The sequence below is a fragment of the Enterococcus sp. E5-162 genome, from assembly GCF_035725965.1.
Lineage (GTDB): Bacteria > Bacillota > Bacilli > Lactobacillales > Enterococcaceae > Enterococcus_B > Enterococcus_B lactis.
The window spans coordinates 59639-75012 of sequence record NZ_JAPRFV010000002.1 but is presented as its reverse complement, the minus strand read 5'-3'; the positions used below and the strand labels follow the sequence as shown (position 1 = coordinate 75012).

The window sequence follows — 15374 nt, the reverse complement described above, 5'->3', positions numbered from 1 at the left end:
TAAAATAATTGTTTTATTTTTCAACAGTCAGCTGACTGAATGAACATGAGTTATAGATCTTTTTCAGTAAATGCATAAGGCAGTAGTTCTCGAACGGTCGTTGCCTTCGTCACACCATTGTCTCCCACTAGCGTAACCGGCATATCAGGAGCACAGAACTCTGCCATTACTTGCCGACATGCACCACATGGAGAAATAGGATCCGGGGTGTGCCCTGCTACGACTAAATGGGTAAACGATCTTTCTCCTTCTGATACGGCTTTGAAGAAAGCTGTGCGCTCGGCACAATTCGTTAATCCAAATGATGCATTCTCGATGTTGATACCTTGATAAATCTTGCCTGATTCTGTTACGAGACAAGCACCTACCGGAAAATGGGAATAAGGAACGTATGCTTTATCTAACGCTTCAATAGCTATGTTGATCCATTCTTGTTTGAGTTCTGCCATGAGTTTCTCCTTTGAAAATTAATAGCCTTCGCCAGTTGAACCAGATACGATTGCTACTCCTGCGCTTGTTCCGATTCTTGTAGCACCCGCTTCGATCATTGCCATTGCTTCTTCTTCGTTATGGATACCGCCAGAAGCTTTAACGCCCATTTCAGGTCCTACCGTTTCACGCATCAAGCGGACATCCTCTACCTTTGCACCACCCGTTGAGAAACCAGTTGATGTTTTGACAAAATCAGCGCCTGCAGCTTTTGCTAATTCGCATGCTCGGATGATTTCTTCTCTATCTAATAAAGATGTTTCGATGATCACTTTGACAAGTGCACGATCTTTTGCTGCTTCAACAACTGCTTCGATATCTTTTTGAACTTTTTGATCATCTTTTGATTTCAACGCACCGATATTGATGACCATATCGACTTCATCAGCACCGTTATTGATGGCATCTGTCGTTTCAAATGCTTTTGTCTCGGATGTGTTTGCTCCTAAAGGAAACCCGATCACTGTACATACGGCTACTGGTTCGCCTTGTAATTGTTCTTTTGCTAGCGCAACCCATGCTGGATTGATGCAGACAGAGTAAAAATGATATTTTTTCGCTTCTTCGATAATTTGCATCACAGCTTCTTTAGATGCGTCTGCTTTCAAAATAGTATGGTCGATCATTCGGTTTAGTTCCATTTCTTTTCCCCTTTTCTTTCAAACGGTAAATCCGCTTTTTTCCTTTTATTCTGTGATAATGTCATGAATCAATGTTGGCTTCATTGCTGATTCGCCAATTTCAATATTTTTATATAATAATTCAATAACCGAAGAGATTTCTTCATCATTACTATAGATTGTCAATAATGACTCGCCCTTTGTCACAGTGTCCCCGATTTTTTTATGCAGTTTCAATCCAACGGCGTGATCAATATCGTCTTCTTTGGTTTTACGCCCAGCACCTAGCATCATTGCAGCAATTCCTAATTCGTTTGCCACGATTTTTGACACGACTCCGCTTTGTTTAGCAGGAAGTTCCATTGTGTAACGTGCAGTCAAAATTCGTTCTGGTTTTTCCACGATGGTTGGGTCTCCCCCTTGATTTTGAATCATTTCTTTGAATTTTGCTAACGCTTTACCTGATTCCAGAGCTTCTTGAAGCAACGTTCTTGCTTCATCGATTGTTTTAGCTTTGCCAGCAAGGACAACCATTTGGCTTCCTAAAGCGTAGCACATTTCTACTAGATCTTCTGGACCATTTCCTTGTAATGTTTCGATTGCCTCGACAACTTCTAGACTATTTCCGATTGCTTCGCCAAGAGGTTCTGACATATCCGAGATTACCGCCACTGTTTCTCGGTTCGCTAGTTTGCCAATGTTTGTCATGGTCTTTGCCAGACGTCTTGCATCTTCGATATTCTTCATGAAAGCACCGTCTCCAGTGGTCACATCCAAAACGATTGCATCTGCTCCTGCCGCGATCTTTTTACTCATGATCGAACTGGCAATCAGCGGAAGAGAATCAACGGTCGCTGTGACGTCACGCAAAGCGTACAATTTTTTGTCCGCCGGTGCCAAGTTTCCTGATTGACCGATTACTGCTACTTTGCTTTCATTGACAATGCGCACGAATGCTTCATCCGAAAGCTCGATCTGAAATCCGGGAATTGCTTCTAGCTTATCTAATGTGCCACCTGTGTAACCTAGACCGCGTCCAGACATTTTAGCCACTGTCACTCCGACACTAGCTACTAGGGGGGCTAAAATCAATGTGGTCGTGTCACCAACGCCACCTGTCGAATGCTTGTCTACCTTTATTCCTTCAAGAGAACTCAAATCGATGACATCACCAGAATTAGCAATCGCCAATGTTAAGTTCGTGATTTCTTCATTTGTCATGTCTTGATAAAAAATTGCCATCAATAATGCACTGACTTGATAATCTGGAATCTTTCCATTCGTATAGTTCGTGACGATGTACTCGATTTCCTCTTTCGACAGCTCGTTTCCATCCCTCTTTTTTTCAATCAGATCCACCATTCGCATTGCCTGATCCTCCTTGTCTTCATTCGGTATTATACATTATTTTTAGAAAAGGTAAACCACTTTAGTAAACTGGTTTACTAAAAATAAAAAAAGCACTAACTCGCCTTTGTAAATGCTTACATAAGCAATATACCGCCGAGTTAGCCCTTTGTCAATACTTTTACGCTCTCACGAATAATTAATTTTGTTTCGAACACTTTGTTCGGAACTTTTCTTTGAGGAAATTCGATCGTATCAATCAGGAAACGCGCAGCATAAAATCCAATATCAAAACTTGGTTGCTGCACTGTCGTCAATTGCGGAATCATGTATTCTGACAGCTTTAATCCATCGAATCCTATGACTGAGATATCTTCTGGGATTTTTTTGCCCAATTCATCTATCGCCTGATAACAGCCAATCGCCATGGCATCATTCCCGCAAAAAATAGCCGTGATATCTTTATGTTTGAGTAATTTTTTTGATGCAGTATATCCACCTTGGACAGTCAACTCTCCATGTTCAACAAATTTCCCATTAAAAGGCAGGCCATGATCTTTCAGCGCATGACGATATCCGTTGAAACGTTCTTCTAATTGATAGTATCCAGTGGTTTCCTTCAGCATGCCGATCTTCGTATGGCCACTTTCAATAAATAGTGAAACAGCTTGATAGGCTCCCTCATATTCCTTTACGATAAGCCGTCCGTTATCCCGACGATTCAATCCGCGATCGATTAAAATAATCGGCATTTTTTGATAAAATCCGCTGTCTAATGCGTATTTCTCAGGTAAAATATTTGGTGTTGCCAGCAAGATCCCGTCCACTGAGCGGTGGGAAAGCTCTTGTAAATACTTGATCTCATTTTCTTGGCTATGACGAGAATTGCATAACATGATCACATAGCCCAAAGGATTCAAATAGCTCTCTACACCTTCGATCAGTTTGGAGAAGAAGAAATCGGTGACATCAGGAACGATCATTCCGATGGTCTTTGAATGTCGATTGATCACATTTGAAGCGAAATAATCGGGTTTATAATGATGTTCATTCACGATCGACAACACTTTTTTTCTTGTCTTATCACTAAATCGGCTTCCTTTGTTATTCAAAATCTGTGAGACAGTTGTTACTGATACCCCTGCCATTTCTGCAATATCTCTGATGGTCAGCTTCACCCTAGTGGCTCCCTTCTATCTAAATTCCCTATCAGTGTACCAAAACCCCCAAGAAAAGAATAGAGAAAAAAAGAAAGTATGTTTTTTGATAAAAATCTCCTTTATCTACCAACTTGGCAGCCTTCTATACAAGTTCTGTATCTTGTTTATTTTATCGTAAAAAACAACGACTCTGTTCCTACTATTTCTTTTTGAAGAAAAAATAGTTCTTTGTTTTTTAAAAACTTCTCAGCAAAAAAAGAACTGATACGTACCCTTACATGCACGCCCAGTTCCACTTTTTCGTCGCTCTATTATTTTTCAGCTAGTTATTCTTTCACACTTTTGATGATATAATATCCTTTATCTTTTGTAACGATTTCTGCATTGCCAAATGTTTCTTCCATCTTCTTTTGCGCACTCGGCGCTCCTTGTTTCTTCTGGATCACAATTGTCAGTGTACCGCCCTGCTTCAATCGAGGATATGCGCCTGTCAAGATTTCATGTACGACTTTTTTTCCAGCACGGATTGGCGGATTGCTGACGATAGCTGCATAGGTTTCTTCATGAAGTACTTCATAGATATTTGATTGGTGGATGTCCACTTGTTCGATTTGGTTACGCTTTGCGTTTCCTTGCGCTAGACTCACTGCTCGCTCATTAATGTCGACCATTTCAACAAACCGTTGTGTCGCAAATGCCAAAGCTAGCCCAATCGGTCCATACCCGCATCCCACATCTAAGATCTTTCCTTCGTCAGGCAACTCTTCCCAATCAAAAGCATCAATCAGGACACGTGAACCATAATCCACTGTTTCACGTGAAAATACACCAGAATCAGTTACAAATTGAAAGGTTCTGCCTTTTAACTCAAAAGCCCATTGTTCAAAATCGTGCGCCGTATCTGGGCGTTCAGAATAGTAATGATTTGTCATGTCTTCCATCCTTCTCATTTCTTTCATGTCAACAGTCTATCCTTTTATGTATCCGTGCGCAAGTCAAGAATAAAACTCCTTTTCTTTCTATTATAAAGATTGTACAAAAAGATTGGCAATCTCTCTTAAGTGGTGGGGTTTGTGTTTATTTTGTGTTAAAATAGTTCCATTGATGGGAGAACGCAGGAGGCTAATATGAATGATCCAATGAACTACTACCGTGTGGCAAGAGAAGAATGGCGAGAATTTTATCGTAATGGGCAAGCACCTTTGACACAAGATGAACTAGATAATATCAAAAGTTTGAATGACCGCATTTCCATGCAGGATGTTCGAGATATCTACGTACCTCTTGCTCATCTGATATATCTATATATGAAAGAATTCGAATCTTTGTTCTTGAGTAAAGGTTTATTTCTTCATAAATACGTAGAAGTACCGCCTTTTATTATCGGGATCGCCGGAAGCGTAGCCGTTGGAAAAAGTACCACAGCCAGACTGCTGCAGACGATTTTGTCTCGTACCTTCAAACGAAGAAATGTTCAGCTGATCACGACTGATGGATTTCTTTATCCAAATCGTATATTAAAAGAGCGTGGAATTATGGATCGCAAAGGATTTCCTGAAAGTTATGATATGGAGATGCTGATCGACTTCTTGAATCGTGTAAAATCTGGTCAGGAAGAGATAAAAGTACCTGTTTACTCACATGATGTGTATGATATCATTCCAGATAAGTACGAGCTGATCCAGCAACCTGATATCTTGATCGTTGAGGGGATCAATACGCTTCAATTACCTGCGAATCAGCAAATCTACGTCAGCGACTTTTTTGATTTTTCTGTCTATGTCGATGCCGATCCCGTGCTGATCGAAAAATGGTATTTGGATCGTTTTGGCGCGTTACTGGATACGGCTTTCCAAAATCCAGAGAATTATTATTATCGTTTTGCTATCGGAGATCGTGAAGAAGCCTTTAAAATGGCAAAAGATGTATGGAAAAATGTGAATTTGAAAAATTTACAGGAATATATCTTGCCTACACGAGGAAGAGCCGATATAATTCTCCATAAAACTGAAAATCATATCATCGATTCGATTTTCATGCGAAAATATTAGCATTTTAAAATAGTTTGACTATTTTGAGATAAAATTTAAAGGGATAGGGGTAATAAATTTGACAAACGTTGCCGATATGACGAACGTTGAAAAGATTATCGTATTAGACTACGGTAGTCAGTATAACCAATTGATCACAAGACGTATTCGTGATCTTGGAGTCTTTTCCGAATTATTGAGCCACCGCATTACTGCAGAAGAAGTAAAAGCGATGAATCCAAAGGGAATTATTCTTTCTGGCGGACCAAACAGTGTATATGATGAGAATGCATTTGGGATCGATCCTGAGATCTTCAATTTAGGTATTCCTGTATTAGGGATTTGCTATGGTATGCAATTGATCACATACAAACTTGGCGGTTCCGTAGAGCCTGCTAAAAACCGCGAATATGGGAAAGCCTTGTTAGAAGTAACAAGCGATCAAGCTGTCTTGTTTAAAGAAACACCAAAACAACAAACAGTATGGATGAGCCATGGTGACTTGGTAACTAAAGTTCCTGAAGGCTTTGAAACAGTCGGAACAAGCAAAGATTGTCCGATTGCTTCTATCCAAGACACCACACGTAATTTTTACGGTATCCAATTCCATGCAGAAGTACGTCATTCCGAATACGGAATCGAATTGCTGCGCCACTTTGCCTTTGATGTTTGTCACTGTGAAGGTAACTGGACAATGGATAACTTTATCGATATGCAAGTAGAAAAAATCCGTGAACAAGTTGGTGACAAAAAAGTCTTGCTTGGTCTTTCAGGCGGCGTTGATTCTAGTGTCGTTGGAGTTCTTTTACAAAAAGCGATTGGTGACCAATTGACATCTATCTTCGTTGACCATGGTCTGCTACGCAAAGGCGAAGCGGAACAAGTAATGGAAAGTCTAGGCGGAAAATTCGGCTTGAACATCATCAAAGTCGATGCAAGAGATCGCTTCTTAGACAAGTTGAAAGGTGTATCTGATCCAGAACAAAAACGTAAAATCATTGGGAATGAATTCGTATATGTTTTTGATGACGAAGCAACAAAACTTGCTGGTGAAGAAGGCGTCTCTTTCTTAGCACAAGGAACGTTGTATACTGACGTTATCGAATCTGGTACAGAAACAGCACAAACGATCAAATCTCACCATAATGTAGGTGGACTGCCAGAAGATATGCAATTTGAGTTGATCGAACCATTAAACACACTATTCAAAGACGAAGTCCGTGAATTAGGTACTCAATTAGGCATGCCTGATTCAATCGTTTGGCGTCAGCCATTCCCTGGCCCTGGTCTTGGTATTCGTGTTCTTGGCGAAATCACTGAAGACAAGCTAGAAATCGTACGCGAATCTGATGCTATCTTGCGTGAAGAAATCGCAGCTGCTGGACTTGACCGTGATATCTGGCAATATTTCACTGTTCTTCCAGGAATCCGCTCTGTCGGTGTTATGGGTGACGGACGTACTTACGACTACACAGTCGGTATCCGTGCGGTGACTTCAATCGACGGAATGACAGCTGACTTTGCCCGTATCCCATGGGAAGTCTTGCAAAAAATCTCTGTACGTATCGTAAACGAAGTAGCCCATGTCAACCGTATCGTGTATGACATCACTTCTAAACCACCAGCAACAGTGGAGTGGGAATAATCAAAAATAGCCAACAAATTTTGATATGTCAATGTTTGTTGGCTGTTTGTTTTTTCATTATCACACTTTTATCACAGTTACAAAGTTTTTAAAAGATTTCATCAATTACTTTATACGTAATTTTAATTGATTTACTTTTGACAAAACATGAAAATTCCTTCAATAGTACTTCATAAGCGTTTTTTATATGTCCGCTCCTTTAGTCTTCTTTGTTCCTTACCAAATATTTCTTGCTAATTATTTAACAGTTCTGGACATGATTCAATATGTGTTCTCAAATAATAAAAAATGAAACTTTTATAGTTAATACTAAATAACAATAATAATTTTAAATAAGGTAAACCATAATAAAAATATATTCGATAACTCTAGTATTACCTTAATCAATACAAACATTTTCCGATAGAAAAAATATTCTGAGCTAATTGCTTGACATTTTATTTTCAACTATTGACAACCATCGTTGTAAGCGCTATCTTTAATTGAGATAGCTTTATACTAAAAGGAGATATAAATGAAAAAAATAATTATTAGTACTTTGTTAATTTCCGGAACAGCCATTGGAATAGTAGTACCTATTGCTAATGCTACACAGGACTCTTTATACTCTGGTGGGCAAGAAAATGTAGATGCATATACTACTGTAATTGAAACAAAAGATAATAAAAACGATAGTTCATCAAGATATGCTTCAAGTGCCGTTGGTGGTGGCTGGTGGCGTAGAGGCCAGAATGGCAACCGTAATATTTCTGAATACCAACACTATACAAAAGAGGGCCATGCCTCATGCGAGAACGGAAACGGAACGTTTAATAGTGGTGGTTGGAAAGCGCCATATCAATGGAGTAACGCAAGTGTTGGCTGGACTCTTTTTGGTGGAAATAAAGCATATTATAACTTTCGTTAATTAAAACACAAAAAATCACAGTATGAAGCTATCTGTTTAAGTAATTATTAAAGGAGATATTATGAAAAAATATGTTTACATAGGAATAATTGCCCAATTAATATTAACTGTTTTTATTTTCCTTTCAGTTATTGACCAATTAGAGTTAAATAAATTACTTTATAAAGATAAAGAAAAGATTACTATTCTAGTCGAATCTAATTCAATGTTAAGAGAACCTCAGCAACAAGCTGATTTTATTATTGAAACAGCAAACAACAATCAAATTGAAATCTTTAAATATATATTTTCTAGTGACTCCGATTTAAAAATATATACAAATCAAACAATGAAGAATGAATTTACTACTCTAGGGAATCCAAATGAAAGCAGTACAGATACTTTAAAATCTAGAAAAGATTTCGTTTGGACAAATTCAAAAATTGACCTAGAGCTAAAAAAGTTCGCCGACATTCCTGAAACAGGGATTTCAGGCGTCTATTATATTCAGGGAAACACTCAAAAACAGATCCACGCGTTTCTCAGAGATATCAATAAACTAGGAACTATACAAACCGATAACAATGATAGTTACAACCTAAATGTCCGCAAAGAGTTTTTCGACAAATATTTATTGATTTTAGTATGGTTTCTATTATTGGTAGTTAATTTAGCAATATTGATCCAACTTCTTATTAAACAAACTAAAAAAATCACTCTATTTAAACTATTTGGCTGGAGTATCCAAGATACTTTAAGTTCTTTTACAATTCCTATCATACGTGTACTTTTATTGAGTTTATCTACCGTCAGCCTTATTATTGTCCCATACTTTTTTATCCGTTATAAAGGAATGCCATTTATAATTTCCTTTTTCTCTTTGTCATTATTGACCACTCTTTTACTCATTACGCTGTATTCTATCTGTATTTATCTATCTATTAAACTCATTTATCGCTCGAATCATCCCAATAATTTAAAAGGCAACAATTACAGCAGCTTTGGGATAGCCTTTAATCTATTCTGTAAATTAGCAGTTGCAACAACCATTATTATTTTAGGTACTTCATTATTAAAAGATCAACAGGTATTGGTTCAGCACCAAAATCAAAATGTCTATTGGGAGAAAACAAAGAATATCTATGCCACACAATTAAGATTTATCACGAATGATCCAGATGAATATCGTCCTTACGAGAAAAATTTGAAAAATTTTTTTAACGAGGCAACAAATAAAAAAGGATTATTCCTAATAAACTCATCCAATTATGAAAAACTATCAAATGGAAAACCGCTCTATGAAATGAATACTCATAGTGATATTGAACAATTGACTTCTCCTGCTGGAAAATCGATCATTATCAATAAAAACTATTTCGCGCACAACCCGATCATAGATACTCAAGGAAAATCTCCTATAGATAAAATAATCTATTCACCTAACCATTTGAATCTATTAGTGCCTGACTTCTTGAATAAATTTGAAAAAGAAATTGAATCGCAATATCTGGAATATTTTTCTTTTTTGAGGCGAGCTACGAGCGCGTCTTCAGAACCGATAAATGCAAAAATAAACATCATATATGTGAAAAGTCATCAAAAATATTTTACGTATAATCCTCACATTGATAAAAAAGACTTTACTATAGTTGATCCAATCTCTATAGTAGATACAGGAAATCTAGATGCTAGTTTTTATGCAGCCTGGTTGACGACATCTTCTTTTGTTCAAACAGAAAAAAAGGATGGATTTAATTATTTATTACCGACCATTATCAAAACAAATACTTTACCAAGCATCCAGAATACTATTTCAATTTACAATTTCCGAGCTGAAGAATTGAATACAAAGAAAACATTGATTTACACTATAAGAATTCTATTGATTTGTTTAACTGTAATCCAAATTTTTAATGTTTTTTCATCCTACCAATTAATCGTAGAAAAATATAGATATAGCTTGCATATTAAGAGACTTTTTGGATACTCTTTTATAAAACTCTTTACTCCAATAGTCATGCCAATTATCTTATTAGATATCATTCTTGTATCAGTATTATTCATCCTTTATAGAAACCAATATATTATTTTTATAATTACTTGCTGGAGCATTTTAGAATTACTTATCACTTTATTAACCATGTATTACTTAAGCACTTCTATTAACAAGCCAAGCATAGAAAAAAAAGGAGTTTAGAGATGATAGAGATAAAAAACGTTGGTATTTCATATGGAAAAAATAAAATTTTTGAACAATTCTCCTTAACGATTAAAGATGGTGACTTTTTATGTATTTATGGAAAAAGCGGGAGTGGCAAAACAACTTTATTAAACTTGTTAGGCTTGCTGGAAAAACCTGATAGTGGAAAAATCATATTTGAAGGTATAGAAAATCCTAGTGCTAAAGAAGTTCATTTACTACAAAAAGATAAGATTGGCTATATCTTTCAAAATTTCGGTTTAATAAACGATGAAAGTGTCGAAAGTAATCTACTTATAGCATTAAAAAACCAAAAAATGAATAAAAAAGTGAAAAAAGAAATGATGTTACACAGTTTATTCGAAGTAGGTCTATCCAATGTTTTAGAGAAAAAGATTTATGAATTAAGCGGCGGAGAACAGCAGCGTATTGCGTTAGCTAGATTAATTTTAAAAAAACCTTCTTATATTTTTGCAGATGAACCTACAGGTAATCTTGATGAAAAAAATGCTGAATTAGTCTTTCGCATCATAAAAAAATTTAATGTCGAACATCATGCTACCGTTGTTTTTGTGACTCATGACAAAAAGTTTATAAACTTTACTAAAAATACGTTAGATTTAACTGTCCTAGATAAGCAAGAAAAAATTTTAACACATTAATACGTAGAAATAAGTAAATAAAATGATAATACTCTATAAAATCCATCGTATTCTAAACATATTATAATATGTTGCAAACCTTTAGATTAGCGAAATAATTCTATACGCTATCTTTTTATTTTCGAGTGGGAATAAACAAAAATAATTGAAAATAGAACTGTGACAAAAATCGTGTCGCAGTTCCTTTTTTCGAATAACCGGTGTTCCAGAAGTAGCTTCTTCGGAAATAAGCCGAAATTACACAAAAATGTGAGAAGTAAATTTCGTCAATTCCTTCTTATTTCTTGAAGCTGACCACTTCTGTCACAACCTCATTTTTTTATTAAGTTTCCTTCTTCTTACCTTTTTCCACTATTTCGTTTCACATCTTTGATGATTTTCAACGCACGTTTTCGTGTTTTGATATTTGGGCTTTTCAAACGGCGATACGCACTTGAGATATCTGTTTTTTCCATATAGACGACCCACTTTCTTCTTTGATTGTAGTCATGTTAAAGAATGCAAATCGAAATAATTACGATTTGTATTCTGAATGGTATCAAATGTCAAAAAGAAAGTCAACCTGCTAAAACGAGGCTATGGCAAAAGTCGTGTCACAATCACTTTTTCCGAATGAATAGTGTTCCAAAAGGTGCTTCTTCGGAAATAAGTTTTATTATTACATATGATCTACCAATTATTCTTCCCACATTCACATCTTACCGTTTCCGATTGTCTTAAACAATTCAGCTACTTCTTTTTGCGAACAGTCGTAAAAACGAAAAATTTTTTGTAACATCTCGTAACTGGGACGCGATAGACCTGTTTCCCATTTGGAAAGTGTTTGTCTTGTGATACCTAATTGTCGTGCAACGAAATCTTGTGTATAACTTCGGTCTTTTCTTTTTTTGTCAGCCATCGAGCAAATACCATCCAAGCATCCTCCTCGTTGTTAAACCGCATCCATTTCCCTCAATATCAACTATATTAGAAACATTTGTAATTGAAAAGAGTCTATAACGATTGGGATCTTAAAAAAGAAATGGTGTATCCTAGTTCTTTGTTTCTCTTTCTCTTGTAAACAGTTCTGAAATCTCTTTAGCTGAGCATCCATACAAACAAATCAATTTATAGAGCATCAACTTGGATATGACCGGCCATTTTCCCAATTGGACAAACCTTGTCTTGTAATATGTAACTGAAGTGACACCCATTTTTGAGTATACCCTTTTTCCCTTCTCTTCTCACGCAACCACTGATGGATCTCCATCCCTCGCTCCTTTCATTTAAGTATTCTCTCCCATATTAACTATAACGGAAAATTTAGGAATTGAATATATGGCGCAATGATTTGTGTCTTACATTTGATTGCTAGTTAGAATACACTGTAATTGTTGAAATATAAAAAAATAAAAGGAGTGTTAGAGAATGAAAAAATCGGTAATAGGTGGAATAATATGGGAATGTTTTTTAGAATATGACCGTTAACAAGGAGATGTCATGAAATATAAATACCTATTTCTTAGCTTGGGGTTCCTTTTATTGTTAGGGATATCGGGATGTACCGGTGTAGGAAAAGAAACTGACAGATGATTATGATTATTATCTCTATTTTTCGAATACAATGGACAAGTTTGTAACATCTGGCAGATTCGTTGGTATCGGAAAGAAGGATCAAGTGATTTTAAAAACAGAAGGACTGGAACTAGGCACTTTCGTACAACATGATCAAAAAGTCTTTTTATCTGATCGAACGCATGACTTCGTTTATACACCTCATTCAGGAAAAATCGAAAAGGAAAAGCGCCAAACAAAAGAACATACAGGAATAGACAGCGTCATATTGGACGGGAAGCTGGTTACTTTGTTCAATCATGGCTATCCAGATACCAATGACATCCTTTATCAAAACAATCTTTATTTTAATAATGACTATACGATTATCAACGGGCATATTTTTTCGACTGGAAACGATGAGCAGTCTCTCTATATTTTACGTGACGAAGAAATAGGAAAATTATTTGTTGATAGACTCTATCTTTCTGAAGATACGCTTATCAGTGAGAACCTTGGTTCGTTCCCCAATATAGAAGGGAGTGAATATCTGATAGGTTATCGGCTAAATGTTCATGAAAACCACTTATACGGAGTGGCTTTTGATTTTGCTAATAATCGGCGAGCTGGATTATTTAGCTATTCGCTGAAAGATTCATCGTATACATTTAAAGAAACAGACCGAGAAATAATACTGGAAGATATAGGATTCAGTTTTTCAAAAGGAAGTTTTATTTATAAAGATCAGCTTGTTTACTTTTCAAGTAACGGCACGATCTACTTTATTGATCTTGAGACTGCAGAAACTACTAAAAAACTCCCGACAAACATGGATCTTAGTGGGGTATTTATTGTCTCCGTGATTGATGATGAACACGTAGCGATTGCTACCCATGATCATGATAATAATCTAATCATTTGGGAACTCGACCTAATTAGCTTGTCTCTTACGGAAAAGCGACGTGTAGAACCTTCACTATGGAGAAAGCAAGAATATCTGTACGACTTTCAAGTAAAACGTTGATTATCTCAAAAAAGTTTATCCATCCGCCAACATAAATAAAAATTTTTTGCGAAAAAGATTGGTGGGCGTTGGAATGGAAACAAATGATTTGCGTATGGTAGAAGAGAATTTTCAATTTGATATACGGGCATCTGGAATTTTATGGAATGAGGAAACAGATGATATTCTTTTGAGCAGGGAAAACGATAAACAGGTCATCCAAGTGTTGCTTGGCGGAGCGGTCAAACGTTTGGAGACAAGTCGACAAGCCGTTGTTCGCGAAATGCTGGAGGAAACTGCTTATGAAACAGAAATCGTCCGTTTGCTTGCCCTTATTGAAAGTACCTTTTCAATTGAAGGAAACACAGATAAAGCCTATCAGCAAATCAATTTCGTCTATCTTTTGAAACGTGTAGCTCACTCGGATAGACATAAAATCGTTGCAGCAGAAGAAAAAGTGCGACCAGTTTGGAAACACAGAAAAGAGGTAAAAAACGTGAAACCAACTATGTTAAACGAAAACATTGCGGAATTCCCCTCTTCTGTCCGCTTTGAGGTATCATTCGATTAGATGAGGTTGTGAAAAAGCCGCTCAGTTTTGAGTATTAAGAAAAAGGTTGTGAAAATGACTTTTTCACAACCTTTTTTAGCACATATACTTCTATTTGTCCTTCTATTCTAATTTCTTTCGAACGACATTTAAATAATGTTGCAGTCCGACATTCATTACCCACGCAACACCTAAACCGATGAAACTTCCTATGATGATTCCTAAAAAACGATATTCGATCAAAGACATCAGATAGGCCCCGCGAATAAGTGTAGATAGCATCAACGCCATGGGATTAAGAAAAATATTAGCAACCGCGTAATTTCTAGCAACTAGAAATTGTGCGATTCCATAAAGAAACGTAATCAGAAAAATCGTCTGCAGTTGTGTGAACGGCACAAATGACAAGACTGCTGATACACATAACCCACCCATCGATCCAATCAGATATTGAACTTGTCGATGCTTCATCGCATCCAAATTTTCCGCCAGCAAAATCGATGCACATGACAAGGTCAACCAATAAGGATTATGCAGATTCAAGCCATGACTGACATAAACGGACAGAAACAAGGCGGCACTGTAGAAAACAGAATCAATGATCACCAAAGGCTCTTCATGAAACCTTTCTTTTAGAGTCGCTTTTTCAATTGTCTGCTCAGGCCGTGAATCCAGTAATTTTGTAATCACTGCCGCAATCAGGGCAAAAACGACACCCATAAAAAAATAAAGCGAGACGATCGGTAATTGAGCGATTGGCAGCTGCATGCTCGTTCCCATGGCAGAAAGCATCGCAAAAAACAAGCCACCTGGTTTAGAGATATGGAATAATCGCAACACAAATCTGCTGGAAAAAGCAACCAAAGCTACAGCAAATGGTTCAAGCCATAAAACATAAGTTGACAAAATCCCTAGAACGAAAGCAAACAAAAGACCACAACCAATCAAAAACATACGTTTCAACAAAGATTTCATCGGTATGTTTTGATAATAGAAAAAAGTAAAGATCCCTAAGGATGAAAAACTTGAAATCAAAAAGTCATGATTTATGTAACCTAACCACAATACGATAAAGATAAGTAGCATCAGGTTCATGATACGAAAAGGATTATCTTGTATTTTATTGAAACGAAAATAAGTCTTGAACAATCTATCCCTCCTTCCTAGTGATTTGAAAAGAAGCTGAATCAAAATGAAATGCCAATCCCGTTTGTCAGCATTACCTAGTATAACAATTGTTTCTTGATTT

General features: G+C 36.6%; 16 protein-coding genes. 7 read left to right on the top strand and 9 right to left on the bottom strand.

The features are described from left to right. Positions 1-50: 50 nt before the first annotated feature. The 5 genes from OZZ83_RS02450 to OZZ83_RS02430 form a co-directional block, all read right to left on the bottom strand. A complete protein-coding gene (locus tag OZZ83_RS02450) occupies positions 51-449 on the bottom strand; it encodes a cytidine deaminase (RefSeq protein ID WP_002309848.1) in 399 nt (132 codons plus the stop codon). Positions 450-467: 18 nt separating this feature from the next. After that, positions 468-1130 (bottom strand): deoxyribose-phosphate aldolase, encoded by a 663-nt coding sequence (gene deoC / locus OZZ83_RS02445; RefSeq protein WP_002291107.1) that lies wholly within the window; start codon positions 1128-1130, stop codon positions 468-470. Positions 1131-1175: 45 nt separating this feature from the next. After that, a complete protein-coding gene (locus OZZ83_RS02440) occupies positions 1176-2477 on the bottom strand; it encodes a pyrimidine-nucleoside phosphorylase (RefSeq protein ID WP_002309849.1) in 1302 nt (433 codons plus the stop codon). A 140-nt stretch (positions 2478-2617) separates the two neighbouring features. Beyond that, positions 2618-3634, bottom strand: coding sequence for a LacI family DNA-binding transcriptional regulator (locus tag OZZ83_RS02435; protein ID WP_002291103.1), 1017 nt, complete (start codon positions 3632-3634; stop codon positions 2618-2620). A gap of 308 nt (positions 3635-3942) precedes the next feature. Then, positions 3943-4548: a class I SAM-dependent methyltransferase gene (locus OZZ83_RS02430; RefSeq protein ID WP_002309852.1), complete on the bottom strand. Its 606-nt coding sequence runs from the start codon at positions 4546-4548 to the stop codon at positions 3943-3945. Between the two features lie 195 nt (positions 4549-4743). Between OZZ83_RS02430 and coaA the strand changes: the two genes are divergently transcribed. The 5 genes from coaA (at position 4744) to OZZ83_RS02405 (ending at position 11039) form a co-directional block, all read left to right on the top strand. Next, positions 4744-5667 (top strand): type I pantothenate kinase, encoded by a 924-nt coding sequence (coaA, locus tag OZZ83_RS02425; protein WP_002288627.1) that lies wholly within the window; start codon positions 4744-4746, stop codon positions 5665-5667. 58 nt (positions 5668-5725) lie between these two features. After that, a complete protein-coding gene (guaA, locus tag OZZ83_RS02420) occupies positions 5726-7291 on the top strand; it encodes a glutamine-hydrolyzing GMP synthase (protein ID WP_002298578.1) in 1566 nt (521 codons plus the stop codon). Positions 7292-7805: 514 nt separating this feature from the next. Further along, positions 7806-8198: a bacteriocin gene (locus OZZ83_RS02415; protein ID WP_002309853.1), complete on the top strand. Its 393-nt coding sequence runs from the start codon at positions 7806-7808 to the stop codon at positions 8196-8198. A 61-nt stretch (positions 8199-8259) separates the two neighbouring features. Then, positions 8260-10374: an ABC transporter permease gene (locus OZZ83_RS02410; protein ID WP_123861113.1), complete on the top strand. Its 2115-nt coding sequence runs from the start codon at positions 8260-8262 to the stop codon at positions 10372-10374. 2 nt (positions 10375-10376) lie between these two features. After that, positions 10377-11039, top strand: a complete 663-nt coding sequence (locus OZZ83_RS02405; RefSeq protein ID WP_002309855.1) for an ATP-binding cassette domain-containing protein — start codon at positions 10377-10379, stop codon at positions 11037-11039. Positions 11040-11377: 338 nt separating this feature from the next. On the opposite strand, the gene OZZ83_RS02400 is transcribed toward OZZ83_RS02405, so the two are convergent. The 3 genes from OZZ83_RS02400 to OZZ83_RS02390 form a co-directional block, all read right to left on the bottom strand. Beyond that, positions 11378-11494, bottom strand: a complete 117-nt coding sequence (locus OZZ83_RS02400) for a putative metal homeostasis protein (RefSeq protein WP_002288644.1) — start codon at positions 11492-11494, stop codon at positions 11378-11380. Between the two features lie 236 nt (positions 11495-11730). After that, positions 11731-11937, bottom strand: a complete 207-nt coding sequence (locus OZZ83_RS02395; RefSeq protein WP_029682149.1) for a helix-turn-helix domain-containing protein — start codon at positions 11935-11937, stop codon at positions 11731-11733. A 219-nt stretch (positions 11938-12156) separates the two neighbouring features. Further along, positions 12157-12288, bottom strand: coding sequence for a helix-turn-helix transcriptional regulator (locus tag OZZ83_RS02390; protein ID WP_252706772.1), 132 nt, complete (start codon positions 12286-12288; stop codon positions 12157-12159). A gap of 408 nt (positions 12289-12696) precedes the next feature. Here OZZ83_RS02390 and OZZ83_RS02385 point away from each other — a divergent pair, with 408 nt between their 5' ends. Both OZZ83_RS02385 and OZZ83_RS02380 read left to right on the top strand, forming a co-directional pair. After that, the gene (locus tag OZZ83_RS02385; protein ID WP_002320656.1) at positions 12697-13596 is read left to right on the top strand and encodes a hypothetical protein; all 900 of its coding nucleotides are present in this window, start codon (positions 12697-12699) and stop codon (positions 13594-13596) included. A 73-nt stretch (positions 13597-13669) separates the two neighbouring features. After that, positions 13670-14146, top strand: a complete 477-nt coding sequence (locus tag OZZ83_RS02380) for an NUDIX domain-containing protein (RefSeq protein WP_002316546.1) — start codon at positions 13670-13672, stop codon at positions 14144-14146. Between the two features lie 102 nt (positions 14147-14248). Here OZZ83_RS02380 and OZZ83_RS02375 read toward each other — a convergent pair whose 3' ends face one another. Beyond that, a complete protein-coding gene (locus OZZ83_RS02375) occupies positions 14249-15274 on the bottom strand; it encodes an FUSC family protein (RefSeq protein WP_002313933.1) in 1026 nt (341 codons plus the stop codon). Positions 15275-15374: the final 100 nt, after the last annotated feature.

Excerpts from the sequence above, each read along its gene's own strand:
- OZZ83_RS02410 (WP_123861113.1), top strand. The coding sequence starts at position 8,260 with ATGAAAAAATATGTTTACATAGGAATAATTGCCCAATTAATATTAACT.
- OZZ83_RS02450 (WP_002309848.1), bottom strand. The coding sequence starts at position 449 with ATGGCAGAACTCAAACAAGAATGGATCAACATAGCTATTGAAGCGTTA.
- OZZ83_RS02390 (WP_252706772.1), bottom strand. The coding sequence starts at position 12,288 with ATGGAGATCCATCAGTGGTTGCGTGAGAAGAGAAGGGAAAAAGGGTAT.
- coaA (WP_002288627.1), top strand. The coding sequence starts at position 4,744 with ATGAATGATCCAATGAACTACTACCGTGTGGCAAGAGAAGAATGGCGA.
- deoC (WP_002291107.1), bottom strand. The coding sequence starts at position 1,130 with ATGGAACTAAACCGAATGATCGACCATACTATTTTGAAAGCAGACGCA.
- OZZ83_RS02380 (WP_002316546.1), top strand. The coding sequence starts at position 13,670 with ATGGAAACAAATGATTTGCGTATGGTAGAAGAGAATTTTCAATTTGAT.
- OZZ83_RS02400 (WP_002288644.1), bottom strand. The coding sequence starts at position 11,494 with ATGGAAAAAACAGATATCTCAAGTGCGTATCGCCGTTTGAAAAGCCCA.
- OZZ83_RS02430 (WP_002309852.1), bottom strand. The coding sequence starts at position 4,548 with ATGACAAATCATTACTATTCTGAACGCCCAGATACGGCGCACGATTTT.
- OZZ83_RS02415 (WP_002309853.1), top strand. The coding sequence starts at position 7,806 with ATGAAAAAAATAATTATTAGTACTTTGTTAATTTCCGGAACAGCCATT.
- OZZ83_RS02405 (WP_002309855.1), top strand. The coding sequence starts at position 10,377 with ATGATAGAGATAAAAAACGTTGGTATTTCATATGGAAAAAATAAAATT.
- OZZ83_RS02440 (WP_002309849.1), bottom strand. The coding sequence starts at position 2,477 with ATGCGAATGGTGGATCTGATTGAAAAAAAGAGGGATGGAAACGAGCTG.
- OZZ83_RS02395 (WP_029682149.1), bottom strand. The coding sequence starts at position 11,937 with ATGGCTGACAAAAAAAGAAAAGACCGAAGTTATACACAAGATTTCGTT.